Here is a 25,524-nt window from a genome sequence, read left to right as displayed (position 1 = left end):
AAAATCGCAAGCAATCGGACCGCACCTGACACGCCGCGATATCAGTCCGCTTGCGAAAGCTGGAACACATTCCCTTCCGGATCCTCGCCGTCACACATCAGTTGGGCGAAGCCGTCGTAGCGCTTCAGGTTGCGCATCGGCACACCGGCATTCACAAGTTTCTCGCGCAACTCTGGCAATCCCGATAGCACCGAGAAAACGATTTTGGAATTCGAGGTGTTGGCGCCTGCTGGTCGGTCGCGGTAAGGCTCGCCGATACGATGCAGGGCAATCTCGACCTCGCCCGCCTTTAGCACAACCCATTCGCCTTCAATTTCTTCCGTGACAGCAAGGTCGAAATGTGTCTGATAGAACGATTTCAGCAGTGCAACATCGCGGACATACAGCATCAACCTCGTCATGGATACGGACATTGGATTCTCCGAATATGTTGTGCGACGGATCTTGAGCTTTGGCAGCATGCTGCTGTTCGTATTCGGTGCGCCAGAGCAGCGCTGATTGTCCAGCTATGACGGCACGCCGTTTGGCGCGGCCGCTGTGATTACCTGCATTGCTCGACGCCCGGCGTCCGCAAACATCTCACGCAGCCGTTGTCGTTCGTCGTCGGTGAGATGTGACGCCGCAGCCGGCATCGCGAGCACCAATTGCAGCGTCAGGTCACCGCGCGAGCCGTTGCGGTCCGTGAGTCCATGGCCGCGCAGACGGATCGTGCTGCCCTGTTGCGCATTCGGCGGAATCGTCATCTGGTGGGCGCGGCCGAGGATCTGCGCTTCGAAGTTACCGCCGAGCGTGGCGGTCACGAAATCAACCTGAATCTCGCTTGCGAGGTTCAGGCCGTCTCGACGAAAGGCCGCGCCGCACACAATCACGATCGAGAAGATCGCGTCGCCCGGTGGACCGCCATTCGGCCCGGGATGCCCGCCACCTTCGACGACAAGACGCTGGCCGTCCCACACACCCGCTGGAACCTTCACTGTCTCGGACTTCCGCCAGGTTCTGATACCCGTGCCGAGACACGCTTGACACCGCTCACTCGCTGGCGGGCGACCGGTCCCTCCACAGGCGGTGCAGTGCGTACCCGAGACCGACAGACCACTGCCGTTGCAGTTCGCGCACTGGGCGCCTCTTTCTTGACATGGGTGACACGGTCCCCTCACCGCATAGCTCGCTTCGACCTCGCCGCCGTGGATCGCGGCTTCGAGCGGCACGAAAAGTTCGATCAGGCAGTTCGCACCGCGCATCGGCGGCGGGCTGCGGTGTTCGCGTGAGTGGGCTGGCTCGTCGCGGCGCTCGGTCGATGCCGCCATCGGATTGAAGACGGGCGGCTCACGCTTGCCGGTCAGGATCTCGAACGCCTCCTGAATGCGCTTGAACACCGGCTCGACTGTCGATTCGCGCCCCTTGTTGCGATCGGGGTGGTACTTCGCTCTTAGCCGTCGGTACGCGCGCTTGACGTCTGCCGGCGACGCGGTGCCCGGCAACTTCAGCCGCCCATAGTATTCGTCAAGACTCACGCACTTCCCCCGCATTTCTTTCTGTACGCGCAAGTCTATCAAGACGCGACGCAAGGACTGCCAGTTGTCGAAACGTCATCTCATCTGCCGGGTTCAGTCGCTGAACCTGCGACCGTCGTCTTCGCGCCAACCTTACAAAGTAATAACTTGAAAGTATAAAAATACAAAGAATTTGCGCGTAAACGATAATTGGTATGAAGAATAGATTGTGCCTGCCGTTAACTGAATACATGGAGCACTTGCCGCATCCCCGGACGGCATTGCCGACTATCCGGCGACGCGCGAGCGTTGTCGGATCTATTTCTTTGTTCCAATTTTTTTCACGTTGACGAAGCAAGCTATGAATATCGGCAATATGAAGCTCGGCGCCAAACTAATCAGCGCCTTCATCCTCGTATCAGTCATCAGTGCCATCGTCAGTGTGATCGGCGTCCGCAGCATGGGACAGATCAGCGCAAACGCAGACACGACCTATCGAATGGATCTCGTGGGGCTTAACCAGATCCAGCAAGCAAACGCCGATGTGCTGAGAGTCGGTACCTATCTACGCAACGCCATTCTGGCCGCCACTGCCGAGCAGCGGACCGCCTCGCTAGGCCAGGCTGAAAAAGCCCTGGCTTCGGCGCGCGAGCACCTCAATCAAGCCGAGCCCCTCGTCTACACCGATAAAGGGAAGGCGACCTTCGCCGAGCTGGATCAGGGCTGGCACGACTACATACAGGCCTTCGATGAAATGAAAGGCCGGATTAACGCCGCCGGGCTACAGGATCAAGCTGCCCTGACTGCCTATCTGTTGGGCGAATACCATGAGAAGGGTTTCAAGACCCTGGTCCTGATGGGCACGCTGGTCAATGTGAAACAGAGCGACGCCCAAGCGACGGCCGGATCTAACGACAAGGTCTACGAGGACGGCCGCAATCTGATGCTTGTTCTGGTGGTCCTGTCCGTGTTGATCGGTTGGGGAATCGGCGTCTGGATGGCGCGCAGTCTGACACGGCAACTGGGCACTGAGCCGGCAACAGCCGCCGACCTCGCCAGAAGCGTGGCAGCCGGCGATCTCAGCGTAAGCATCGACCTCCGGCCCGGCGACACGACCAGCCTCATGGCATCGCTAAAGGCAATGCGTGATGCGCTGGCTCAGGTCGTGGCGGAAGTCCGCGAAAACGCCGAAGGCGTGGCGACGGCGAGTTCGCAGATCGCACAAGGGAATCTGGATCTGTCGAGCCGCACAGAGGAGCAGGCAGCATCGCTCGAAGAAACCGCCTCGAGCATCGAAGAACTGACCGCTGCGGTCCGTCACAACACGGACAACGCGAAGCAGGCAGCAACGCTCGCCGGTACGGCCTCCGGCATCGCCCAGCAAGGCGGCGAGGTCGTCGGACAGGTGGTCGAAACGATGCGCGATATCTCCGCGAGCTCGACCAAAATGTCCGAGATCATCAGTGTGATCGAGGGTATTGCCTTCCAGACCAACATCCTCGCGCTCAACGCGGCAGTCGAGGCGGCTCGTGCCGGCGAACAGGGTCGCGGCTTCGCTGTCGTGGCCGGTGAAGTGCGTGCGCTCGCGCAGCGCAGTGCCAGCGCCGCAAAGGAAATCAAGGACTTGATCGCGGATTCGGTCAACCGGGTGGAGGTGGGCTCGGCTCTTGTCGAGCAGGCGGGCGGCACGATCAATGAGATCGTTGGGTCGGTGAAGCGTGTCACCGATATCGTGGGCGAAATCTCATCGGCGTCGCAAGAACAGAGCACCGGCATCGAACAGGTCAATCAGGCAGTCAACCAGATGGACCAGGTCACCCAGCAGAATGCCGCGTTGGTGGAAGAAGCTTCGGCGGCGGCCCAGTCGATGGCGCAGCAGGCGCAAAGCCTGCGTGCAGCGGTAGCCTTCTTCAAGATCGACGTCAAGCGCGTATCTGCGTCACCGGTGAACACCGCCCGGAAGGAACCGCATCGAAAGCCGCACGCAGCGGCCACTGCAAGGTTGGCAAAGCCCGCGGCGACGCCACGTTTAACAAGCGGCGGAAGCACCGCGGCCGCGACCAGTGCAAATGAAGCTGCCGATTGGCAGACATTCTGAACGGGGCAACGCATTCAAGCTGGACGACAACCTGTAGTCGAACGGACCGAGGTTCGCGATTCACGCGCACCGCACGGCCGATAACACCTCGCAGCCCTCGCCTCAGCCATCGAGGCAGCGCATGCGAGCGACGTCGTAACCGAGAAAGAGTACTCACGGATGGAGACACGGGCCCATTTCAGACGGGCTTGATGAAGCAGCACGGGACGCGATTGCAGCCGGTGTGCAACGCGTTCAGGGCCGTCTCGCTGTCTCCACATACCGGCGTTGTGCCGCCGGCTTCGTCACGTTGCTCTTTCGAGGGCCACGCGCGACATCCGGATGAGGGATAGCGAGATCCGATTATTGGTTTCTACTCGGATCGTACTCAAAAAATATGGAATCACACGCTCCTCTCAATGTATCGACAACGGTCGTGAAGTCGTTGGAAGTCGCGAAAATCGACCACGTCTTCCTCGTGCCGGGGAAGATGATCTACCCCCTGCTGGATGCAATCGACAAGTCGCCATCGATTCGCGGAATTGTTTGCGCGCATGAGACCAGCAGTGCTTTCATGGCCGACGGTTATGCGCGGGCCAGCCGGAAATTCGGCGTATGCGTGGGAATCTCCGGACCAGGCACCATGAATTTCGTGCCCGGTATGGCGGCCGCTCACGCCGACCGGATTCCCATGCTCTATATCGCCGGAGGGGTTTCGTCGCGTGCGGAAGGCAAAGGCGCGTTCCAGGACGCTACGATGAGTGGCATTTTCGAAAGCGGCGTGGTGAGGAGCCTGGTCGAAAATGTCGTTGAACTGAAGAACAAGGACAATCTTCAGGCCGAGATGCGTCGCGCGACAGACGGTTTGAACTGGATGCGTCGAGCGCAGTCGTTCGTGAGCATCCCTGTCGACGTTCAACGGCAGGAAGTGCTACCCGGCCACAACGCATCACGGCAACCGTACGATCATGACGAGTTCAACGCCTGCGAGGTCCCCGCGAACCGCGCTGCGTTGGAGGCCTTGTGCAATCGGTATCTGCTGAAATCGAAGAGGGTCGCTTTCCTGATCGGCAGCCGCGGCAACGACCCGGAAACCGCGAAGGTCCTGCTCGACGTGGCCGAAAAATTCTGCATTCCTGTTGCGACCACGCTATCGGGAAAGGGTGCGTTTCCTGAGGATCATGTCCTCTCGCTCGGCGTGTACGGATTCTCGGGCCACTCGCGGGCCGTTCGCGTCATCAACTCGGACGAGCTCGACGTCCTCGTCGTATTCGGCAGCGATCTGAATCAACGCGACAGCATGAACTGGACGGAGAAGCTCTCTGCCTGGAAGGAACTGATCATCTTCGACGACAGCTTCGACGCACCCGCGACGGGGCATGTCGCGCGCGGCAGAGTTTTCTCCGGGATTGGCGCCACATTCCGCTTGCTGTCCCAGATGGACACGGACCGGACCGCCGACTTTCACACGGTGTTGGAAAGAAGAAAAGCGTGGGTCGCCGAGGTCAACGAAACTCCTCTGTACGACTATAAGTTCGAGCAACCCGGCGTGCGGGGTTCAGATGGCGATCAAGCGCTCTATACAGGCGACGTCGTCAAGCAACTGTGTCAACTCCTGCCCAAGGATGCAAACGTTGTCGTGGATTCCGGCGCCCACCGGATATTCATGGCTCACTACTGGCTCTCATCGGGCATTGGCAACTATTTCTCATCCAGCTCCCTTGCGCCGATGGGTTGGGCAGTCGCCGCCGGGATCGGCGTCAAGCTTGCGGCGCCGGAGCGTCCGTGTGTCGTCGTGACCGGAGACGGATGCATGCTGATGCACGGCATGGAAATCCAGACCGCAGCCCGATACGGCGTAAAGGTGCTTTATGTCGTGTTGAACAACGCTGCGCATGGCGCGGTCCATATCGACGCAATCAGCAATGGCTCTATTCCGGCGCAGTTCAGCGAGCTGCCGAGTCATGACTGGGCCGCTTTTGCCGCTTCGCTTGGTGTCGCGTCGCGCAGGGTCGAGCACCTCGATGATCTGGCAGATGCGCTGAGCGAAGCGTCACAGCTTAACGGTCCATTCCTGATCGAAGTGATGACCGGCGTCTTTCCGGCACCGAATCGGTACTACGCGGAATGTGCGGCTTGAACAGCAGCTATCAAGGTGCAACGGTGGTTTGCGCAGTCGTGTCAGTTTTCTAGCGACAGCAACCGCAGCCACCTTGATGCCTGAAGCCATAAGCCCCTTCTTCCGTCGGCATGGTCTCGCCGCGCTGCGCCAGCAACACCGTCGCACCGCTGGCGATGCGCGCCGACAGCAGGCCGCACTCCGGGCACGGCGTTCTCTCATCTCGCCTCGCAACCGGGCGGATCGAATCGAACGTCCCGCATGCGTCGCAGGCATATTCATAGATGGGCATGACGCTCTACCAGTGACCGCCGAGTTCGCCGCGGGAGACAAACTGCCCCTGACCGGTCCGTCCGACCCAGTCGCCGTTGTCGATCAGCAACTCCCCCCGTAGCAGCACTTTCTTCACCCGGCCCGTGACTGCGTGGCCTTCGAACAACGTAAAGTCGCAATCGCCGTGTTGCGTGTCCGCACTGATCATGTGCGACTCGTTCGGATCGAACAGGACGATGTCGGCGTCGCTGCCGATCGCTAACGTTCCCTTCTTCGGGAACAGGCCGAAGAGCTTTGCTGGCGCAGTCGACATCAATTCGACAAAGCGATTCAGCGAAATGCGGCCGCCGCGAACGCCACCGTCGTAGACCACCGTCATGCGCGTTTCGACACCAGGCACGCCGTTCGGGATCTTCGAAAAATCGTCGCGTCCAAGCGGCTTCTGGTTGACGTTGCCGCGGTGCCCCTCCTTCATGCAATACGGGCAGTGATCGGTCGAGATCAGTTGCAGATCGTCGGTCTTGAGCGCGGTCCAGAGCGCGTTCTGCGCTTCCTTCGAGCGCAGTGGCGGACTCATCACGTAACGCGCGAGCTCGAAGCTGTCGTCGGCGTATGCAGATTCATCGAAGAAAAGATAGTGTGGACAAGTCTCCGCAAACACCGGAATGCCCAGGTCGCGCGCTTCGATCACATGCTTCAGTGCCTCTTTCGCCGAAAGGTGTACGAAATAGACCGGCGCTTCGGCGAGTTCGGCGAGCTTGATGCCGCGATGCGTCGCTTCGCCCTCCATGATCGCGGGCCGCGTCAGCGCGTGATAACGCGGCGCGGTATGGCCTTGCGCGAGCGCCTCGCGAATCAGCAGGTCGATGACCGTGCCGTTCTCGGCATGCAACGCGATCATGCCGCCGTGCTGGCCGACCATCCGCATCGCCTGAAAAATCGCGGCGTCGTCCGACATGACCGTGCCGGGATAGGCCATGAACATCTTGAAGCTCGAGACACCTTCGTGACGGATCGCGTATTGCATGTCGCCGAGCACGCGCTCGTCTACCTGCGTCACGATCACATGAAAACCGTAGTCGATGCTCGCGGCCGATGCGGCTTTCGATTGCGCCCGCGAGATCGCGTCGAGTGGACTCGTGCCGGCGGTTTGCAACGCGAAGTCGATGATCGTCGTCGTTCCGCCGAAGGCGGCCGAGCGTGTGCCCGACGCAAAGTTGTCGCAGGTCACCGAGGCCCCGAAGGTGTTCTCCATGTGCGTATGGCAATCGACGCCGCCCGGAAACACCAGCAGTCCTGCCGCGTCGATCACCCGTGCATCCGGTCCTCCGTCGAGATTCAGTCCGATGCTGACGATGCGCTCGCCTTCCACAAGAATGTCGGCGACGTAGTCGTCAACGGCCGTAATGATGCGGCCGCCTTTGATGAGGGTTGGGGTCGAACTCATAAACCACTCCGTTGAGTGTCGGTTGCGATAGCGAGCGCGTCTTCGAGACGCATCAGCTCTGCATGGGAAAGCAGTGGGATCGGTGGGCGCATCGACGGATGCGGAAAATGGCCCAGCAAGTGCAGGCAGGCTTTCAGGCGCGCATTGGCGTACGAGGCCGGCGCGGTTCCGTAGATAGCCTTCGCAAGCGGATAGATGCGCTCGTGAAGCTGCTGCGCGCGGCAGAGATCACCGTGTTCGATAGCGCGATACAGTGCCACGACCAGTTCGGGCACCACAGCCGCAAGGCTGACGAGGCTGCCTTCGGTGCCGATCGCAAAACAGGTGAACAGGTGTTCGTCGCCGGATGCCATCACGGCCACATGCGGTGCGATCGATTTAACGAGCCGGCGGTTTGCTTCGTACGCGGCCGTCTCCCAACTGCCTTCCTTTATCGCCACGACCTCGGGCAAGCCGACGAGCGCGGCAAGCATCTGCGGCGTGTAGGCCATGCCGCCCGTGGCGACGCCGGCCTGGTAAAGCATCATCGGCAGGCGGGCCTCGGCGTTGGCGATGCGGTGATGCGTCAGTACGGTGTCGAGATCGGTCGACAGCGCCCATGAGAATGGCGGAAACAGCAGCATGGCATCGGCGCCAGCCTGTCTTGCGTCGTTTGCGTGGGCCTGCGCTTCATAACTGTCCTCGGCATTCACACCGGCCACGATGATCGAGCGGTCGCCGCAGACGGCATGCGCAATTTCCACGACGCGTCGCTTGTCTGCCGCCGAGAGCGTGAAGTTCTCGCCGGCATGGCCGTTCACCAGAAGCCCGACAATGCCGTCGACGCTCGCCACCGTTTCGATATGCCGCTCGAGCGCCGCTTCGTCCAGGTGTCGCCCATCCGCGTCGAGGGGGCATAGCGTAGCGGCATAGATGCCGTTGAATGGGTCGGCATGCGTAGGGATCATTCTGTCTTTTCCCGATGAAGTTGGGCGGGCGCATCGTCATTCACGACGAGCCGCGCCGGATCGAACAGGGGTAACTCGGGTTCTTCGCCGAGCATGGCCTGAGCAAGCAGCTTGCCCATGTAGGGACCGCTGGTGTAACCGGAATGCACACAACCGATTACCCACGCATCGGGGGAACCGGGGAGCGCACCGATCATCGGCATGGCGTCGGCGGTTTCGGCTTCGAGGCCGAGCCAGATGCGGGCCACGCGCGCTTTGGCGAGCGCGGGGATCACATGCTGCGCGAGCCGGAGATTGCCGATCAGGTTGTCCGGCACGGTTTCCACGCCACCCCGCTCGCGATCGCCGATGCCTTGCCAGCCACCGCCTATCAGGACACTGCCGTTGGCGAACTGCTTCATCGACAGCAGCCCGTTCGCGATGCTCAGCACCGATTTCATCACGGGCGGCATGCGTTCAGTGACGATCAACTGGTTGACGAGCGTCTTGACGGGGATGCGGATGCCGAGCATCGCGAGCAGGGGTTCCAGCCACACGCCGCCCGCCATCACCAGACGCGTCGCGTCGATACGGATGGCGTCGTCCGGGCCGTACACCTGATACATCCCCGCGACGCGCTCGATGCGCGTGACCGGTGTCTGCTCGAAAATGTGTACACCCGCTTCGCGCAATGCCGCATGGAAAGCACGGCCCGTGAGATAGGCGCTGGCGAAGCCATCGGTTGCACAGTACGCGGCTTGCAGCATTGCGGGATTCAGGCCTGGCTCGACGGCGAGCGCGGCATCCCGGTCGAGCAGATCGATCTGCGCGCCGTACTCGCGCCTCGCCGCCGCGCGTTGCTGCAGCAGCACTTTCTCGGATTCGGTGAAGGCGAGCGAGAGGCCAGGCGCCGACGTCGCAAGCACGCCGTGGCCTAGCCAAGTGTCGGTGTTCATCCACATTTTCCACGCGCGGATCGCGTAGGGAACGAGCGCGGCACGCGTCATATGCAGCGTCAGCGTGCCGGCGTTGACGCCCGACGCGCCACGGCACAGCGCATCGCGTTCAATCACCGCCACTCGCATGCCGGCTCGCGCCAGAAATAGTGCGGTGGTGCATCCCATCACACCGCCGCCAAGCACGGCGACATCGAATGCGGTTGTCGTCGGCTGGCTCATAGCGGCGCAGCCTTCGGGATCGGAATGTCGTCGTAGCTGAACTCGCCGGTCAGCGCTTCAACCGTCACGGGCCGCAACGGCGTGCGGGCAGAAAAACAGCCCGCGCGTTCGCGCGAGCCGCCGCATGCGCGTGCCGCAAGCAGTTCCGCCGTCACGTCTCCGCATGTGCGCCCCTGGCACGGTCCCATGCCGCAGCGCGTCCATGCCTTGAGCTGGTTCACGTCGTGCGCGCCGGCGTCGCAGGCGGCATCAATCTCGGCGCGCGTCACGTCTTCGCATCGACACACGATGGTTTGCGGCCCAATGCCGTCGGTATGTCCGATTCGTAGCGCCATCAATTGCGCCATCGAACGACCGAAGCGCGCCGCCTTGAGATGCGCCCGACGCACAGATGACAGTCGCGACCGGAGCCCGGCGACGTCCGTGCCGCCAAGCTCGATGGCGCAGGCGAGTCCTGCGAGCGTGCCATGATGGCTCGCCGCGGCCGCGCCAGCGATGCCTGCGCCATCGCCCGCCACGTAGAGCCGCGGGCGCGAGGTGCGGCAGTTCTCGTCGGTGATGGCGATCCATCCTCCCGCCTGCCGCGAGTACCGATGCTCCGCCCGCAGGAGACGCGTGATTTCAGTTGACGGGGTCAGCCCATGACCGACGGCGATGCAGTCCGCGACCACGCTGCGGTGTTCTCCGGAGACGGGCCGGCCTGCTGCGTCACACGGCGCCAGAGTCGCACGCAGCCGATCGCCGGCGGGCTCGACTTTGACTATCGTGTGCCGCGCATGAATCGGCACGCCTGCGTGGCGAATCTCGCGCCACCAGCGGAAACCCTCGCGCATCAGATCGGGGCGCGACACCATGGCGGGGAGCGCGCGGACCCAGTCGCCGAGGCCCGCGATATCCGCAATTGCTTCGACCTTGCCACCGCTTTCTATCGTCTTCGCGGCGACGGCCGCAAGCAACGGCCCGCAACCTGCGACTAATGTCGAGCAGCCCGGCAGAATGGCTTGCGATTTGAGGAGGATCGTTGCGGCGGCCAGCCCGATAACGCCGGGCGTGGTCCACCCGTCGAAGGGCACGACACGTTCCGTGGTTCCCGCTGCGATGATCAGCGCGCGCCCAATGCAATGCACAGGGCCGGCCGGACCCACGGCGTCGACGCGATAGTCGGCGGTGACCGCCCAGACCACGTAATCGAAGTAGGTGGTGACCTTACTTTCAGCGAGTTCGCGCCGTAGCGCGTCGCCCGCTTGCTGATCCGCACTCGACGGAACAGCGGCGCTGACCGGTGCGCGGTAGACCTGCCCGCCGGCCGCCAGATTCTCATCGAACAGCGCGACCTTGAGACCTGCTGCCGACGCAGCCAGCGCCGCGTTCACGCCGGCAGGGCCGCCGCCGAGTACAAGGACATCGAACTCAGATATCAAGGCCGATCTCCGGTACTTTGTCGACGCGCATTCCTTCAATGACCGTCGTCCGGCATGCAAGCGCGCGGCAACCATCGACTACGACCAGACACTCCTGACAAGACCCCATCAAACAGAACATGCCGCGCGGCGCGCCATTGCACGGACTCGCCCGTAAGGTCTTCGTACCCGAGGCGAACAGCGCTGCCGCCACGCTTTCGCCCTGGCGCGCCCGCACCGGCCGGCCGTCGAAGAGAAACCTCACCGTAGCCGCGCCGCCTGCCTTCTCGATGCGCATGGTCTTCTCATCCAGCATGGGGCATGGCTCCCTTGACAACTAATTTCGTCGATGTTTTTATCTTATCGTATACGTTTCGTATACGCAAAATGGCCAAAATAAAGGCGGTCCTGAAGATGCCCGAACCACGCGCCAGAACGGTCAGCATTCGCCCCCGAACCTATTACGGAGTTGCAGCATGAAATCCTTTACCCTCCTCACCCGCATGCTCGCCGTGGGTGTTGCCGCCTGCGCGTTGCTCGGCTCGTTGGACGCCAGCGCCCGTACGCTCGATGAAATCATCGCGTCGAAGAAGATCGTGTTCGGCATCAACCCGAACCTGCCGCCGCTCGGCATTTACGACGCGAAAAACAACATCGACGGCTTCGATGTCAGTATTGCTAAGAAGATTGCCGACTCGCTCGGCGTGAAGCTTGAGATCGTTCCGGTGGGCTCGAACGATCGCGTGCCGTTTCTGATGACCGACAAGATCGACGCGGTAATGGGCGGCATGACGCGCAACGCGGACCGCCTGAAGGTGATCGACTTCACCGACCCGGTCAACACCGAAGTGCTAGGTGTCCTGACGACGCAGGCGACGTCCTATTCAGACTGGACCCAGCTGAACGATCCGGCGGTACGCCTCGTTCAGGTACGCGGCACGACACCTATCCAGCTGATTCATGACAAACTGCCCAAGGCGCAGCTTCTGATTCTCGACAACTATCCGGATGCGGTTCGCGCGATCGCTCAGGGCCGCGCCGACGCATTGATCGACGTGCTCGACTTCATGCTGAGCTACACGAAGAACTATCCGACGAAATGGCGTGTAGTGGATGCGCCGATCGAAGTGGACTACGACTGCATCGGCGTGCAAAAGGGTAATGTGGCGCTGACGCAGCGTCTGAACAAGGAAATCGGCGCGTTGCAGAAGAACGGCTTTGTCGCCGCAAGCTGGAAGAAGTGGTTCGGCAGCGCGATGCTGCACGATCCGACCGCCTCACCTACACCTGTTGCAGCCGCGCAGTAAGGGAAACTGGCGACAGCGCTCGTCGCCGTAACGGACGAGCACTTCGCATCCGGCGGGAGCCACTATTCGATGACCCTACATTTCGAACCCATCCTCCAGCAGTGGCCTTATCTGCTTGCCGGCGCATGGCTCAGCCTGCAGATCGCCGTGCTCGCGTTTGGGTTCGGCATGATCATCGGCCTCGTCTGTGCTTCGGTGTTGCGCTACGGGCCGGCGTTTCTGCGCAAAGTGGTGATGGCTTATGTGGTATTCGCGACCAATACGCCGCAACTCGTGCAGATCTTTTTCCTGTTCTTCGCGCTGCCTGAGATCGGCGTGACCCTGTCGCCGTTCACAGCGGTGTTGATCGGAGCGACGTTCAATGCGGGCGCGTATCTGTGCGAGATCCAGCGCGCAGGGTTCAATTCGGTCCGGCTAATGGAGATCGAGGCCGCAGAAGTACTCGGCTTCTCCACGCCGCAGATCGTGCGGCATGTGATCTTTCCACACGTACTGAAGGTAATGTTCCCGCCGCTGTCGAACCAGTTCATCGTCATGACGCTCGGCACGTCGATGGCGTCGATCTTCGGCGTCGAAGAACTGACGGGGCGCACGTACAACCTCAGTTCACAAACCTACCTTTCGGTCGAAGCGTTCAGCGTGGCCGCCGTTCTGTATGTCGCCGTCACATTGATCGCTACGTTCGCGCTGGCGATGATCGGGCGCCATGTCTGCCGCGCCAAAATCAAGGTGTTCTGATGTTCGCTTCCTCACACGCCGAAATCGCACAACTGTTTTCTTTCTACAACCTGCTGTTGCTAGTGGAAGGGTTCGCCGCAACCTTCGTGCTGTCCGCTGCCGGCTGCTTTACGGGCTTTCTCGCGGGCTTTGTCATAGCGATTGTCCGCGTCACGCATTCCCGCACGATGGCGCCTTTACGCGCCCTCGCCTTTGTCTATTGCTTTCTGTTTCGCCGCATCCCGTTTCTGGTCACGCTGATGCTCGTGTTCTTCGCGAGCCAAACGTCGAAAGCCAATCTCTCGACGTTTGCCGTCGCGTCGCTGAGCGTCTGCCTGATCGCGTCCGCGTACCTTGGCGAGATCATTCGAAGCGGACTCGAATCGGTCCATAAAAACCAATGGGAAGCCGCGCAAACGCTGAATTTCTCGTACTTCGAATCGCTGCGCTTCGTCATCGTGCCGCAAGCGTGGCGCGTGATCGTGCCGCCCACGTTCGGGTTCTTCGTCATGTTCATCAAGGACACGGCGCTCGCCTCGCAGATCGGCGTGATGGAACTGACGTCCGCCGGCAAGGTGCTGACCAATAAGGGGTTTTCCTCATGGCTCGTGTACGGAACGGTATTGGTGCTTTATTTTGTGATGTCGTACCCGTTGTCGCGCTTGGGTAAGCGCCTGGAGAAGAAACTTGCCGCAACTCGAAATCGTTGATCTGAAGGCGTCGTATGGGCCGCACACGGTCCTTGAACGTATCAACCTGTCAGTCGAGAAAGGTGAAATCGTCAGCCTGATCGGGCCGTCCGGATCGGGCAAGAGCACGTTGCTGCGCGTTCTGTTGGGGTTGTTGCCGCCGGAGCACGGCAGCGTACGGCTGAACGGTGATCTCGTGAACTATGGGGACAAGGCGGCCGTGCGGTCGTTGCGCTCGGAAATCGCGATCGTTTTCCAGCAATACAACCTGTTCCAGAACATGACCGTGCTGGACAACGTGATGATCACGCCTACCCGGATCAAGGGCTGGCCGCGCAAGCAGGTGGAAGACGATGCCATCCGGTTGCTCACGCGCGTGGGCCTGGAACACAGACTGAAAGCGTATCCGGACGAGTTGTCAGGTGGTCAGCAGCAACGTGTGGCAATCGCCCGCGCGCTGGCGTTGAAGCCAAACGTGCTCTTTCTTGATGAAGTCACCGCCGCGCTCGACCCCGAACTCGTCACCGAGGTGCTCGATACGATTCGCGCTCTGGCACTGGAGGGCATCACCATGTTCATCGTGTCGCACGAGATGAGCTTCGTGCGCGAGGTGTCGTCGAAAGTCGTGTTCATGGCCGGTGGCCATGTGATCGAAACAGGCTCGCCGCAGCAGATTTTCGATGCCCCGCAGGAAGCGCGCACGCGTGAATTCGTCGGCAAGATCCTGCGCCACTGATTGAGTCGCTGAGGCCGCGAGCCACTAGCGGGCCGATCCGGCTCAGGGACCGCTGCCTCCACTCAGACGGTTAAGCACGAAACTGCGCAGATTCTGTAAGTGCGTGCGAACGGCAGCGCGTGCAGCTTCCGCGTCGTCGGCAGCGTACGCTTCGAGGATCGCAAGGTGTTCGGCGCGATCCTCCTCGATTCGATTGAAAGGTGTCGTGAGTTCAAACAGCCGGCTGTTCGTGCGCACCACTTCGATCGTCCGCGCGAGCACGTCGTTGCCGCTTGCATGCGCCATCATCGTGTGAACCTGGTCGTCGATCTGCCAGTGTTCCTGCTCCTGCTGCCCACTGCGCAGAGCCTTGATCTTCTTTATCAGTTGCTGGATCTGCTTCTTGTCGATCTTGCCGATGGCAAGGCCGACGGCCTCCGCTTCAAGGAGCTCGCGCACCTTCATCGCCTGCAAGTATTCCTGCGCGCTGACGAAGCGCACCGAATAAGAGCGGGCCCCGGCGCGCGTCAACAGCCCCTCGCCCTCAAGCCGCAGCAACGCTTCGCGCATGGGCGTGCGGGAAATGTTGAGTTCCTCGGCCAGCCGCCCTTCAACGACGGCGCCGCCGCTGCGTAATGCCTTATCGAGGATCATTCGCCGCAAAGTCTGATAGGCCAGTTCCCCCAGTTTCTCCGGGGTTGTCAGGGAAGATGCTGTCACGTCGTCTCACTCAATTCGGATGCACGGTATACGTATTGTATGCGATCGAATGTCCACATTGATACGCCGTCGAACGACTGAGACTGGCCGTCATACCACCCGCGATACTGCAAATCGCCTCAGTAGCACTCAACGATCTTCCGAACCCCTGCGGGGGAAAATTCCAGCTGTTGCAGTCTCCCCGTCGCCGCATCCACATCGCCCCGTTCAAGCAGCGTGGCGACCGACAGCAATTCGCCGAGTACGCCACCGCCGTTAAGGATCGCCAGCCGGATGGAATCGGAAACGGGTAGCTCGTCGACGAAGCTGCGCAGTTCCATGTGATACGCCACATGCAGTAGCGACAGCATGCCCGTCAGATAGCCTGCCGACGCCAGCGAACGCGAGCCATCCGGCATCGCGTCGATCGCCTCTTCCATGAAATGTGCGCGTCGTTGTGCGAGCAGCACAAGCGGATCGTCCTCGACTGGAAGGCCGTCCCGGCCGACGTAAAGCAGAAGTCCGCACCAATGCAAAAGTCTGCGGCTTCCGGCTATCGAGAGCGCCTGCTTGAGCGACGAAATGCGCTCCGTTTTGCCGTTAGGCTGCTCGCTGCTGTTTGCAAGCCGTAAGAGTTGGGCAACCAGCATGGGCGTCTCTTTTAGCGCTCGCGCAATACTCCCCAACGGCGCATCGGCGCCGACCAGGTCGAACACGTGAAGAATCGCCTTGACTGGCGGCATCGCGCGCTTGCCTGAAAGAATTTGCGGTTTGGCGAAATAGTAGCCCTGCAGCAGATCGCAACCCAGTTGCCGGGCATGCTCCGCATCCTCCGCAGTTTCGATTTTTTCGGCGAGCACGACCTTTCCCGCCCGTTTGAACTGACTGACCAGTTCAGGTAATTCCGCACGTTCGACAAACGGCCAGTCGATCTTGACGATGTCGACGGAAGGAAGAAACCATCGGACCTCGTCTGTCATGCTCCTGACATCGTCCAACGCGATCTGAAAACCCGCTCCTCGCAACTCGCTGCACCGTCGCGAGAGGTCAGAGGTCAGCTCGACAGACTCCAGAATCTCCAGAACGAAACGTGACGCCGGCAGCACATACGGGTAGTCCGAAAACAGAAAATCACGTGGGCAATTCAGGAAACAAGCCTTGCTGCCGGCAAGCCGTTCGAGACCGATCGAGCCCACTGCGCGTTCAATCACCGCCGTGGTACAGCGCAGTTCGTCCCCGATCCGCGCTCCCCCGGTGGGACCGTCTCTGAAGAGAAGCTCGTATGCGACAACGCGACCAGCCCGATCCATGACGGGTTGGCGTGCCACAAACACGTCGGCATCGTCCGGCGCGACGGCCTCAATTGAAACGCTGTTCACGACTACCCCTTGCTGGAAGGCCTAACAATATGCAAAACAATTATGCGCAGCCGTTCGTCACAGGCCTTCGACGAGAACGGCGCGATAGCGCGCACCCTTGAACCGGTGCTGCGCGACCTCCTGATATGCCGGGCTGTCGTACCACGCGCGCGCGGCCTCCGTCGTCGGAAACTCCACGATCACGACGCCCTCTGGCGCATCGCCCTCAAGGATCTGCTGAGGTCCGTAAGCCGCGAGAATTTTGACGGGATGACCTTTAAAGGTTTCGCCCACCTTGCTTTGGTAGATGTCGAGTTCCCCCTGATCCTGCGTGCTTTCCTTTGTGAAAACTATGTAAGTTGCCATGACGTATGCTCCAGCGGTGGTGTGAAGGTGCACACGATAATGCCATGAAACCGCGTTGCACCTCGTCCCCTGCACAAAGCCACGACGCCTGACCTAAGCCTCAGACAGACGGAGCGGGGGCGCCTCCGCGCGCCCCGCAGACTGATGCGGTGAAAGTTATCAGCGGGTCTGCCCGTCAATCTGCTGCCGCAGACGCTTTTCCTGCTCCTGAAGCTCAGGCGTAAAGGCCTCGCCAAAATCCGCAGGCTCAAAGAAAGGCCGAATCTCAATCTCTGAATCACTCACCATCGGATTCGGGCAGCGCTTGACCCATTCAATCGCCTCCTCCATCGATTGAACCTGCCAGAGCCAGTACCCGGCGATCAATTCCTTGGTCTCAGCAAATGGGCCGTCAACAACGGTTCGATCCTTCCCTGAAAACCTCACGCGTACGCCTGCCGAACTCGGCTTCAGCCCGTCGCCGCCTTGCATGATCCCGGCCTTCACCAGTTCCTCGTTATATTTGCCCATCGCCGCGATGAGCTCCATGCTTGGCATTTGCCCGGCTTCGGATTCCGGGGTTGCCTTGACCATGACCATTACACGCATTTGGGTTTCTCCTTTGAAAACGATAGTGTTCGGAGACAAAAGCGCCTCCTGTGAATACGACGAATGATCGTGGGAGAAATCGACATGCGCAAGACATGACTTGCCCGTTCTTTCAGAACGCGGCGAACGTAGTCATGCATTGCCCGTCATTAAGACAGTAAGTGCCCTCGACGCCATCGCAGTCCGCGTCTGCCACGTTAAACCGCTTCTGCCATACCTCCTCGGCCCCGGAAAGGACGGATACATTTGTGGCTGACAGCAGGGATGGTGACCTGTTAGTCTGCATTCATCTCCCTGTGGCCACGCACGAGGGCGCTGTGCACTCGTGATCACCGGCGCCGCTTTCGCGGGAATGTGCCGTCTTACTCCGTTAGCGACGCTCGGTGGGGACCTGTCTAACCTGCGGTGCGCCGATACAGTCTCCCGACGTCGCGCACTATCCGCCCACAGCGCCTTTCCTGATCAAGCGGCCCTATGAGATTGTCAGGCTTCCTGGTAAGCGAGTTTGGATCGGCGGCGATGGAGCGTGCGTTCCGTGTGGACTATGCGCGTCGCTACGCGAGCCAACGCAGGCTGGCCGTCGCCAGCCTCATACTGATCTGGACCGTCGTTGTGGTCCGTGACTGGTTGCTGCTGCACACGCTCGATCCCAGCATCCTCTCCCACGTTGGCTATGCGCGACTCGCAGGTGCCGTGGGTATGGCCCTGCCGTTATGGCTGCTGTGGGGACCACGCGCCTTTGACGAACGTCGGGCTGTCAAATTACTTTGTGTAGTGACGCTGAGCTGCTGGTTCGCCCTATTGGCGTTGGTGAACCTCTACCCGCCGGTCCAGGTCGGAAAGGAGATTTTCCCCGGCTTTTTTGTTGCCCTTTTTCTGATATTCACGTTGTTCCGACTTCGCGCAATCACGGCAGCATGGCTAGTCGGACTATGCGTTGTAAGCTATCACCTTATAGTACTGTTCCAATACATCTGGGGTACTTCCACGCCGTGGTCTCACTGGATTACCCGTGGGGCGATGGTGTCCATGATGTATTTCGCCGGTATTGTGGTCTGCATTCAGTTCGAACGCGCTGCCCGGCGCGAATTTGTGTTCCGGCGCACGTTGCGCGCAGCCAAGGCACGCGTTGAAGCGGCATCCCGCGCAGTCAACCAGCAAAATCAACGTATGAAAGAACTCGTTAAAGAGAAGGAGCGGTTCTTTTCATCGGCCTACCACGATATCCAGCAGCCTCTCGCCGCGATCAACCTCTTTATCCGCAGTGCGCGGATCAAGCTCGAAGGTGAACACGCCGCAAGCCATGATCTCGACGTCATCGAGGAAACGGCACGCGACATCCTCGATATGTTCAAGGATATCCAGGACTACAGCGAACTGGGTTCATACATCCCGCACATGGCGTCAGTCGATACGCAGGCGGTGCTGACGGAAGTCTTCGAGCAATACCTTGAACCGGCGAGGGCGCGGGGCATTGAATTCAGAATCAGTGTACGTCGGCGCCGTCCGCCACCCATCGAAAGTGACCGTTCTTTGTTCAAACGGGCGTTGTCCAATCTTGTATCGAATGCGATCAAGAACACCTCCAGGGGCGGAGTCATAGTTGGCTGGGTGCAGATTGGGGAAAGCCTTCGCATCGACGTACGGGACACAGGCGTCGGCATCTCGCCGATGCATCGGGATGCGATATTCACCGAGTACTACCAGATTAACAACCCAGGCCGCGATCGGTCGAAAGGCCTGGGACTGGGGTTGTCTATTGTCCATCGGGTTGTCGGAATTCTGCCGAAGCACAGCATGCGTTTCTGGTCGGTTGAGGGACGCGGGTCGCGCTTTTCCCTGTACGCGCCAATATCCGGAATGACGCCTGCTGTCGAGACGGTCGATCGAAAGGACGACGCGTGCACGTCGATCCTTAAGGGCAAATACATCCTGCTTTGCGACGACGAACCGGCCGTTCTCGAGGGCCTGCGCCGGTTGTTCCTCAGTGCCGGCGCACTGGTGGATACCGCCGGGTCGATGGCGGGATTCGACGCGATATTGTCCGAGGACGGTCGCGCGCCAGATGTCATCGTCACGGATATTCGCCTGCGCGATGGGCCGACGGGCATGGAGGTCGCCGAACGGATCAGGCAGCATTTCGCCTGGGCGGGTGTGCTTCCGGTTGTGTTCATCACGGGCGAACTGGTGTCACCTCACGCACTTCGCGATTTCACCGAACCGTTCGTGCTGCTGCGGAAGTCTTCCGCGCCGGCAAGCACGCTTGCTGAGGTCAGCCGGTTCGTTGCCGCCCAGCAGCCGGCAGGCTTCAGTCAGGCGCCGGATCCGTGACAGGCGTGATCGGCGTCCCGTTGGCCGATTCGGGCGACGGATCAGATAGTCGTCGTCCGTAACCGGGCACCTTGCCAAACCGTCAAGGTGGGGGCAATGGCACCACCTTGTTGATACATTTGTGGGTGATGGCAAGGATCGCGACCTGTTATTCTGGTTTATCGCGAGTGGCTACGCATGACGATGGGGTGCGCCCGTATGAGATCGTCTGGCTTCGTAGTGCGCAAGTTCGGGTCAGCGGCGATGGAGCGTGCGTTCCGTATGGACTATGCGCGTCGCTACGCGGGCCAACGCAGGCTGGCTGGCGCCAGCCTCATACTGATATGGATCGTGTTTGTTGGCCGGGACTGGTGGCTGCTGCGCACGTTTGATCCCAGCATCATCTTCCACGTTAGCTATGTGCGACTCGCAGGTGCCGTGGGTATGGCCCTACCGTTGTGGCTGATGTGGGGATCCCGCGCCTTTGACGAACGCCGGGTTGTCAGATTACTTTGTGTAGTGATACTGAGTTGTTGGTTCGCCCAAATAGCGTTGATGAACGTTTACCCGGCGACCCAGGTCTTCGAGGATCTCTTCCCCGAATTTTTTCTTATCATTTTCCTGATATTCACGTCGTTCCGACTCCGCGCAATCACGGCAGCGTGGTTGGTCGGACTATGCGCCCTGGTCTTTCGTCTTGCCATTTACCTCTGGATAGGGGGTCATGTTTCCACGCCAGGGTTTCACTGGGTTTCCTGGCTTTCCCGTGGGAATACGGTGTCTATCATGTATCTCGCCGGTATTGTCGTCTGCATTCAGTTCGAACGCGCTGCCCGGCGCGAATTCATATTCCGGCGCACGTTGCGCGCAGCCAAGGCACGCGTCGATGCCGCTTCCCGCGTAGTCAAGCAACAAAATGAGCGCATGAGAGAACTCGTTAAAGAGAAGGAGCGGTTCTTTTCATCGGCCTACCACGACATCCAGCAGCCTCTCGCCGCGATCAACCTCTTTATCCGTAGCGCGCGAATGAAACTCGAAGATGAACACGCCGCAAGCCATGATCTCGACGTCATCGAGGAAACGGCACGCGACATCCTCGATATGTTCAAGGATATCCAGGACTATAGCGAACTGGGTTCATACATCCCGCACATGGCGCCAGTCGATACGCAGGCCGTGCTGGCGGAAGTCTTCGAGCAATACCTTGAACCGGCAAGGGCGCGGGGCATTGAATTCAGAATCAGCGTACGTCGGCGCCGTCCGCCGCCTATTGAAAGTGACCGCTCTTTGTTCAAACGGGCATTGTCCAATCTTGTATCGAATGCGATCAAGAACACATCCGAGGGCGGTGTCGTAGTCGGCTGGGCGCTGATTGGAAAACAGCTTCGTATCGATGTATGGGACACGGGTATCGGCATCTCGCCCGTGCATCGGGAAGCGATATTCACCGAGTACTACCAGATTAACAACCCAGGCCGCGATCGGTCGAAAGGGCTGGGACTTGGGCTGTCTATCGTCCATCGGGTTGCCGGAATTCTGCCGAAGCACAGTATGCGTTTCTGGTCAGTCGAAGGGCGCGGGTCGCGCTTTTCCCTGTACGCTCCGATATCTGGAATGACACCTGCTGTCGGGACGGACGATCGAAAAGACGACGCGTGCACGTCGATCCTTAAGGGCAAATACATCCTGCTTTGCGACGACGAACCGGCCGTTCTCGAGGGCCTGCGCCGGTTGTTCCTCAGTGCCGACGCATTGGTGGATGCCGCCGGGTCAATGGCGGGATTCGAAGCGATTCTCGCCGATGACTGCCGCGCACCCGACATCATTGTCACCGATATCCGCCTGCGCGATGGGCCGACGGGCATGGAGGTCGCCGAACGGATCAGGCAGCATTTCGCCTGGGCGGGTGTGCTTCCGGTTGTGTTCATCACGGGCGAACTGGTGTCGCCTCACGCACTTCGCGATTTCACCGAACCGTTCGTACTGTTACGGAAGTCTTCCGCACCGGAAAGTACGCTCGCAGAAGTCAGCCGCTTCATTGCCGCCCAACAACCGACAGACTTCGGTCATACGCCGGATCTGTGCCAGGCGGGACGCCGAGTTTGATCCCTCAGTCCGCCAGCATGACGATGGGTTCCGCGCGGCGCCGCAACGCGTAGCCAAAGCCGCAATTGGATCGATCCTATATGGGATGGTACGATCGTCGCGACGCCGCGAAGGCGGCGAACTGCTTTCTCTTCTGCGTGAAGTGAGGCCTCGTCTAACCATGAGAAGGCTGCTCAGGCCGCCTCGCGATGGTTCGGTGAACCGAAGACTGCGTGAACCACGCTAGAGCCTGCGAGCGCGACGAAAACGATTCGAGTCGCCGCGCCCGCATCGCGAAGTTCACCCGACCACAAGGGTAGATTTCAGAACGACGGCGTTCGCCAGATTGTAGACGTTGGGGGAAGTGGCCATTACCGCGTCATGGACTTCCGCGAATTGCTGGCTGGTACCACTGCCCTTGATACGGACGGTGTAACGCAGGCTCTCATAGCCGTTTGCCACTTTCGGATCGATCCCGAGAAAACCCCTGAGGTCGATTTCACCCTCGGTCTCAATCTGCAGGGATTCGAGCGTAATCCCGCGGACGGCGCATTGCGCCACGTAACCCACCGCTATGCAGGCATTCAGCGCGGCGATCAGGTGCTCCTGAGGATTGGCAAACTTGTTCGAGCCACCGAGTTCGCAGGGCTCATCGATATCGATCGTGAACCGGCGCGGCACATCCTGCCCGCCGATCGAGAACCCCTCTACCTCGGCGCGCGTTCGAGTCTGGCCCTGCCAGCTCGTCGCTACACGCCAGCTCGTGGTGGCTTTCGAAACATCCTCCTTGACGCCCTCAATCAGGGCGAACAGGTCGTCGACGTTAAGGCCGTTAACAACATTAACGACGTTAGGTTCGTTGGTCTGTGCGTTGGCATTCATGTTCCCTCTCCTTCAGCATAGGTGGATTGTTCAGCTTCAGTAAATCTCATTGCAATGTGGCGAGCGCAGCATGGATGCGCCTGCGCTGGTCTTCGGAGATGAGGCTATAAAGCACCTGGCCGAAATGGGGATGACGCACACCCGAGTGGATGTACTGCCACCGGTAAGCCTCTAGGAAATTCGCTTCGATCGACTGGGCTTCCGTCTCGTCGACTGCGCGGCCGCAATTCGCCTTGAAATAACGCGCGTCGGCTGCAGCCTGCGCCCGCAGAATGTCGTCGATCGCGGCGACCAGCTCGATGAATTCGTCAACAGCCTTGTCGCGATCACTGTCCGTCATGGTGGCGTCGTGACGGACCCATTCGAGCTCGTCCAGGATGGCGTGCTGGCTCTCCTCCTTCCAGTGGTAGAGGAACACGCTCTTGAACAGCTCCGATAGCTGATCGTCCGGAGCGATACTCTGGCGGTAGTGGAGCTGGCTGAACAGTTCGATATGCAGCGTCAGCGCCAATACGGCCCACGTGCTTTTCCCGAGGACTGCAGAGGCAACAACATTCGGGTCGACGTCGAAGCGATAGCCCGGGGGGAGCGTCTCACCGATCATCTCGTCGATGCGACGAAATAACGCCTGATGCTTGAGTTCCTCTTCACTGAATCGGACCAGCGCCTCAAGCGCTATCTGGTCGCCGAGCCAATGATCACGGCTGACTTCCAGCACCTTGGCGTTGATGAAACGCTCCACGAGTCCGAACACGTTGGCATACGTGCGCCCCTGAATCTGGCTGACGAAACGCTTTTCGCTCTCGGAGAGTGTGAAGAAATTCGGAGCCAGTGAGAGCCCATCGGGAAGATACTTCTGCGACGTGTCAAAGCTGCGGCCTCCAATCACGTCACGCTCGATTTCCCAATTGACCATCTTTGAAGCGCGAATGCAACGGGCGTAACGATCGTGGTTGGAGAGTCGCGATACTGCGTTCATGGCATTTCTCCCAATATGAACCTGCGTACGGTCGAGCCGTAAATGTTCATCTACCGGTCAGAACCAGATGGTTGATCTGGCATCCGGTACGCTCGAATGTACGATTGGGAGACGCGAGGTTCTATGGCCGGGCCACCGGGAGATATGGCCGAAACGCCGGGTCAGCTTTGACGCGTGCGAGTGAATGTTGCTTCGGGTATGGCAGTAAACGTCACTGATCTGCCGGTGGCGTGATGCCACTTGCAGCGGGGGCGGCCTGCGCGGATTCGGCAGCGCCGTTCATCTTTCCTTTGCTCTTGCGCCAGCCTGCCGGCGGCATTCCAAATTCCCGCCTGAAGGCCCGACTGAATGCCGCCTCAGACTCATAACCAATCTGCTCCGCTACAGCGGCGAGGGACTTTCTGCCCGCGAGAAGTTCCTGCGCCGCGATCTGCATGCGCCATCTCGCCAGATATTGCATTGGCGGTTGTCCAAGGAGATCGGTGAAGCGTTGCGCCAACGCGGAACGCGATAACCCCACCTTGCGTGCAAGCTCGTCGACGGTCCAGGGGTGGACTGCTTGAGCATGAAGCAACGAAAGCGCGCGCCCCACGTAGCGATCGCGCACGCCCGCGAGCCATCCTGTCTGGTGGTCAGGAAGCGCTTCAATACAGCTGCGCACCGCCTCGACAAACAGGAGTTCGGACAGTCTGGCGAGGACAATCGTACCGCCCGCCCGCGAACTCGCAGCTTCGCTGGCTGCAAACTTGAGAGAGGATTCAAGCCATGCAGCTCGCGGATCATGGCGCATATCAACCTTGAAGAGTCGCGGCAGCGATGAGAGCAGTGGGTTGCTCAGCGTATCGTCGCAGGCTAGAAAACCGCAGACGATGCGAGTCGTAGGCCCCCCGCCTCCGTAAGACACCGTCATTACCTCGCCTGGTTCTACCGCCATCTGGCCAGCCAATAGCACCTCAGTTGGCGTGGGTGCAAGATCCACAGCACTACCGATCAAATGCGTTTCGCCTTGCGGCACAACCAGCAGTTCACCAGCGTTGAGATGAATCGCGGAATCAGGGTCGTCTGCCAGTTGAGCCCAGCAGCTACCCTCAATGATCAGATGATATGAGACGACACGCTCGGAGCGCGGCAGATAGGCCGCGCAGAGCGCAGCATCCGTGCGGCCTATCACGCACCACGGTGCCGTGAAGGTTCCGGTCAGATACACCGCGCCGCTTAGGCGCACAGCGCGCAGGACGTCAGAAACTGCATCCATGAAGAGCTCGCGTGATATGCGATTTCCCGGGCAAGGAACCGGGAGGCCGGTCGTTCTTCAATTTGACCGAGGGGTTCATGTTATACCCGCCGCGGCGGTAGATGACAAATGCCTTACCGATTTATTTCACCACGCGCGATGCGTCGCCGCGTGACATAAACACGTGCAACACATCGTCCCCTTTTGCAGGAGGAACAGACAATCTTTCCGGACGCTCGGCAATGGCCAGGAGAATCATCGGCAAGACTTGGACGATAGGGCAAAAGACAGCGACGCACGGGCAGGACGGCAACCGGTTGCGCGAGGCAAAGTTCATCACAGGACGGGACGTGACAGATCAGCGTCATCCCTACTTCGCAGCCAAACCTTCCACGGATTCCGGAAACCTGGCGCGCCACGAAACTTGCGCAGATCGGTTCACGCACAGTGACTTACCGGTTCGTGCAAACGAAACCGCGTGAGATGCCGATGAAACGCCTGATAAGCCTTGCGATGTGCCACCCGCTCATCGCGTTAGCCATGTTCTATCTGATCGACTTGATGTTCAACGTCGACTACAGCGTCTCCGGCGCTCTGCTCGTTCTGGCGGCGAAATCTATGTCCCGTGTCGTGAGTCTGTTCAATAAAGGGTAGTGGTGCAGGTTGGTGCGTAGGTCGGCGG

General features: G+C 60.0%; 24 protein-coding genes. 9 read left to right on the top strand and 15 right to left on the bottom strand.

What is annotated here, in order from left to right:
• Window positions 1-41: 41 nt before the first annotated feature.
• Together KHO33_RS11955 and KHO33_RS11950 are read right to left on the bottom strand one after the other, a co-directional pair.
• A complete protein-coding gene (locus KHO33_RS11955; protein ID WP_054033448.1) occupies window positions 42-413 on the bottom strand; it encodes a VOC family protein in 372 nt (123 codons plus the stop codon).
• 93 nt (window positions 414-506) lie between these two features.
• Window positions 507-1,514, bottom strand: a complete 1,008-nt coding sequence (locus KHO33_RS11950; protein ID WP_200565024.1) for a DnaJ C-terminal domain-containing protein — start codon at window positions 1,512-1,514, stop codon at window positions 507-509.
• Window positions 1,515-1,854: 340 nt separating this feature from the next.
• On the opposite strand from KHO33_RS11950, the gene KHO33_RS11945 reads away from it, so the two are divergent.
• Both KHO33_RS11945 and KHO33_RS11940 read left to right on the top strand, forming a co-directional pair.
• Window positions 1,855-3,591, top strand: a complete 1,737-nt coding sequence (locus tag KHO33_RS11945; protein ID WP_200565025.1) for a methyl-accepting chemotaxis protein — start codon at window positions 1,855-1,857, stop codon at window positions 3,589-3,591.
• 376 nt (window positions 3,592-3,967) lie between these two features.
• The gene (locus KHO33_RS11940) at window positions 3,968-5,710 is read left to right on the top strand and encodes a thiamine pyrophosphate-binding protein (protein WP_200565026.1); all 1,743 of its coding nucleotides are present in this window, start codon (window positions 3,968-3,970) and stop codon (window positions 5,708-5,710) included.
• 49 nt (window positions 5,711-5,759) lie between these two features.
• Here KHO33_RS11940 and KHO33_RS11935 read toward each other — a convergent pair whose 3' ends face one another.
• Genes KHO33_RS11935 through KHO33_RS11910 form a run of 6 tightly spaced genes read right to left on the bottom strand, consistent with a single transcriptional unit; the run spans window position 5,760 to window position 11,229 of the window.
• Window positions 5,760-5,981, bottom strand: a complete 222-nt coding sequence (locus KHO33_RS11935) for an FmdB family zinc ribbon protein (RefSeq protein ID WP_200565027.1) — start codon at window positions 5,979-5,981, stop codon at window positions 5,760-5,762.
• A 6-nt stretch (window positions 5,982-5,987) separates the two neighbouring features.
• Window positions 5,988-7,409 carry a dihydropyrimidinase gene (hydA, locus tag KHO33_RS11930; protein WP_200565028.1) on the bottom strand — a complete coding sequence of 474 codons (1,422 nt, stop codon included), beginning with the start codon at window positions 7,407-7,409 and terminating at the stop codon, window positions 5,988-5,990.
• On the bottom strand, window positions 7,406-8,356 hold the full coding sequence (locus KHO33_RS11925) for a dihydrodipicolinate synthase family protein (protein WP_200565029.1): 951 nt from the start codon (window positions 8,354-8,356) through the stop codon (window positions 7,406-7,408). Before KHO33_RS11925 ends, hydA begins: the two co-directional genes overlap by 4 nt.
• Window positions 8,353-9,513 (bottom strand): NAD(P)/FAD-dependent oxidoreductase, encoded by a 1,161-nt coding sequence (locus tag KHO33_RS11920; RefSeq protein WP_200565030.1) that lies wholly within the window; start codon window positions 9,511-9,513, stop codon window positions 8,353-8,355. Before KHO33_RS11920 ends, KHO33_RS11925 begins: the two co-directional genes overlap by 4 nt.
• Window positions 9,510-10,934, bottom strand: coding sequence for an NAD(P)/FAD-dependent oxidoreductase (locus KHO33_RS11915; RefSeq protein ID WP_234480558.1), 1,425 nt, complete (start codon window positions 10,932-10,934; stop codon window positions 9,510-9,512). The genes KHO33_RS11920 and KHO33_RS11915 overlap by 4 nt, the downstream gene beginning before the upstream one ends.
• Window positions 10,924-11,229: a (2Fe-2S)-binding protein gene (locus KHO33_RS11910; RefSeq protein ID WP_234480559.1), complete on the bottom strand. Its 306-nt coding sequence runs from the start codon at window positions 11,227-11,229 to the stop codon at window positions 10,924-10,926. The genes KHO33_RS11915 and KHO33_RS11910 overlap by 11 nt, the downstream gene beginning before the upstream one ends.
• A gap of 160 nt (window positions 11,230-11,389) precedes the next feature.
• On the opposite strand from KHO33_RS11910, the gene KHO33_RS11905 reads away from it, so the two are divergent.
• The 4 genes from KHO33_RS11905 to KHO33_RS11890 all read left to right on the top strand — a co-directional run bounded on the left by KHO33_RS11905 (window position 11,390) and on the right by KHO33_RS11890 (window position 14,362).
• Entirely contained in the window at window positions 11,390-12,220 is an 831-nt protein-coding gene (locus KHO33_RS11905) for a transporter substrate-binding domain-containing protein (RefSeq protein WP_054033460.1), read from the top strand.
• Between the two features lie 69 nt (window positions 12,221-12,289).
• Entirely contained in the window at window positions 12,290-12,958 is a 669-nt protein-coding gene (locus tag KHO33_RS11900; RefSeq protein WP_175049186.1) for an amino acid ABC transporter permease, read from the top strand.
• Window positions 12,958-13,647: an amino acid ABC transporter permease gene (locus KHO33_RS11895; RefSeq protein WP_054033465.1), complete on the top strand. Its 690-nt coding sequence runs from the start codon at window positions 12,958-12,960 to the stop codon at window positions 13,645-13,647. The genes KHO33_RS11900 and KHO33_RS11895 overlap by 1 nt, the downstream gene beginning before the upstream one ends.
• Window positions 13,625-14,362, top strand: a complete 738-nt coding sequence (locus KHO33_RS11890) for an amino acid ABC transporter ATP-binding protein (protein ID WP_054033467.1) — start codon at window positions 13,625-13,627, stop codon at window positions 14,360-14,362. The genes KHO33_RS11895 and KHO33_RS11890 overlap by 23 nt, the downstream gene beginning before the upstream one ends.
• A gap of 42 nt (window positions 14,363-14,404) precedes the next feature.
• Here KHO33_RS11890 and KHO33_RS11885 read toward each other — a convergent pair whose 3' ends face one another.
• The 4 genes from KHO33_RS11885 to KHO33_RS11870 all read right to left on the bottom strand — a co-directional run bounded on the left by KHO33_RS11885 (window position 14,405) and on the right by KHO33_RS11870 (window position 17,352).
• Window positions 14,405-15,061, bottom strand: coding sequence for a GntR family transcriptional regulator (locus tag KHO33_RS11885; protein WP_054033469.1), 657 nt, complete (start codon window positions 15,059-15,061; stop codon window positions 14,405-14,407).
• Between the two features lie 119 nt (window positions 15,062-15,180).
• Complete coding sequence (locus tag KHO33_RS11880) at window positions 15,181-16,419, bottom strand: EAL and HDOD domain-containing protein (RefSeq protein WP_200565031.1); 1,239 nt, start codon at window positions 16,417-16,419, stop codon at window positions 15,181-15,183.
• 57 nt (window positions 16,420-16,476) lie between these two features.
• Window positions 16,477-16,764, bottom strand: a complete 288-nt coding sequence (locus KHO33_RS11875; RefSeq protein ID WP_054033472.1) for a DUF1330 domain-containing protein — start codon at window positions 16,762-16,764, stop codon at window positions 16,477-16,479.
• A 159-nt stretch (window positions 16,765-16,923) separates the two neighbouring features.
• Window positions 16,924-17,352 carry a YciI family protein gene (locus KHO33_RS11870; RefSeq protein WP_054033475.1) on the bottom strand — a complete coding sequence of 143 codons (429 nt, stop codon included), beginning with the start codon at window positions 17,350-17,352 and terminating at the stop codon, window positions 16,924-16,926.
• Window positions 17,353-17,826: 474 nt separating this feature from the next.
• Between KHO33_RS11870 and KHO33_RS11865 the strand changes: the two genes are divergently transcribed.
• Window positions 17,827-19,683, top strand: coding sequence for a hybrid sensor histidine kinase/response regulator (locus KHO33_RS11865; protein ID WP_200565032.1), 1,857 nt, complete (start codon window positions 17,827-17,829; stop codon window positions 19,681-19,683).
• Between the two features lie 261 nt (window positions 19,684-19,944).
• Entirely contained in the window at window positions 19,945-21,768 is a 1,824-nt protein-coding gene (locus KHO33_RS11860; RefSeq protein ID WP_200565033.1) for a hybrid sensor histidine kinase/response regulator, read from the top strand.
• Window positions 21,769-22,047: 279 nt separating this feature from the next.
• On the opposite strand, the gene KHO33_RS11855 is transcribed toward KHO33_RS11860, so the two are convergent.
• From KHO33_RS11855 to KHO33_RS11845, 3 genes are all read right to left on the bottom strand, one after another.
• Entirely contained in the window at window positions 22,048-22,629 is a 582-nt protein-coding gene (locus tag KHO33_RS11855; RefSeq protein ID WP_200565034.1) for an OsmC family protein, read from the bottom strand.
• A 46-nt stretch (window positions 22,630-22,675) separates the two neighbouring features.
• A complete protein-coding gene (locus KHO33_RS11850; protein WP_200565035.1) occupies window positions 22,676-23,608 on the bottom strand; it encodes a hypothetical protein in 933 nt (310 codons plus the stop codon).
• Between the two features lie 211 nt (window positions 23,609-23,819).
• Entirely contained in the window at window positions 23,820-24,863 is a 1,044-nt protein-coding gene (locus KHO33_RS11845) for an AraC family transcriptional regulator (RefSeq protein WP_200565036.1), read from the bottom strand.
• 468 nt (window positions 24,864-25,331) lie between these two features.
• Between KHO33_RS11845 and KHO33_RS11840 the strand changes: the two genes are divergently transcribed.
• Complete coding sequence (locus KHO33_RS11840; protein ID WP_200565129.1) at window positions 25,332-25,496, top strand: hypothetical protein; 165 nt, start codon at window positions 25,332-25,334, stop codon at window positions 25,494-25,496.
• The last annotated feature ends 28 nt before the right edge of the window (window positions 25,497-25,524 follow it).

The organism is Paraburkholderia nemoris (assembly GCF_905221015.1).
In the GTDB taxonomy this organism is placed as follows: domain Bacteria; phylum Pseudomonadota; class Gammaproteobacteria; order Burkholderiales; family Burkholderiaceae; genus Paraburkholderia; species Paraburkholderia nemoris.
The sequence above is the reverse complement of the archived record's forward strand: the minus strand, read 5'-3'. Positions and strand labels throughout refer to the sequence as shown.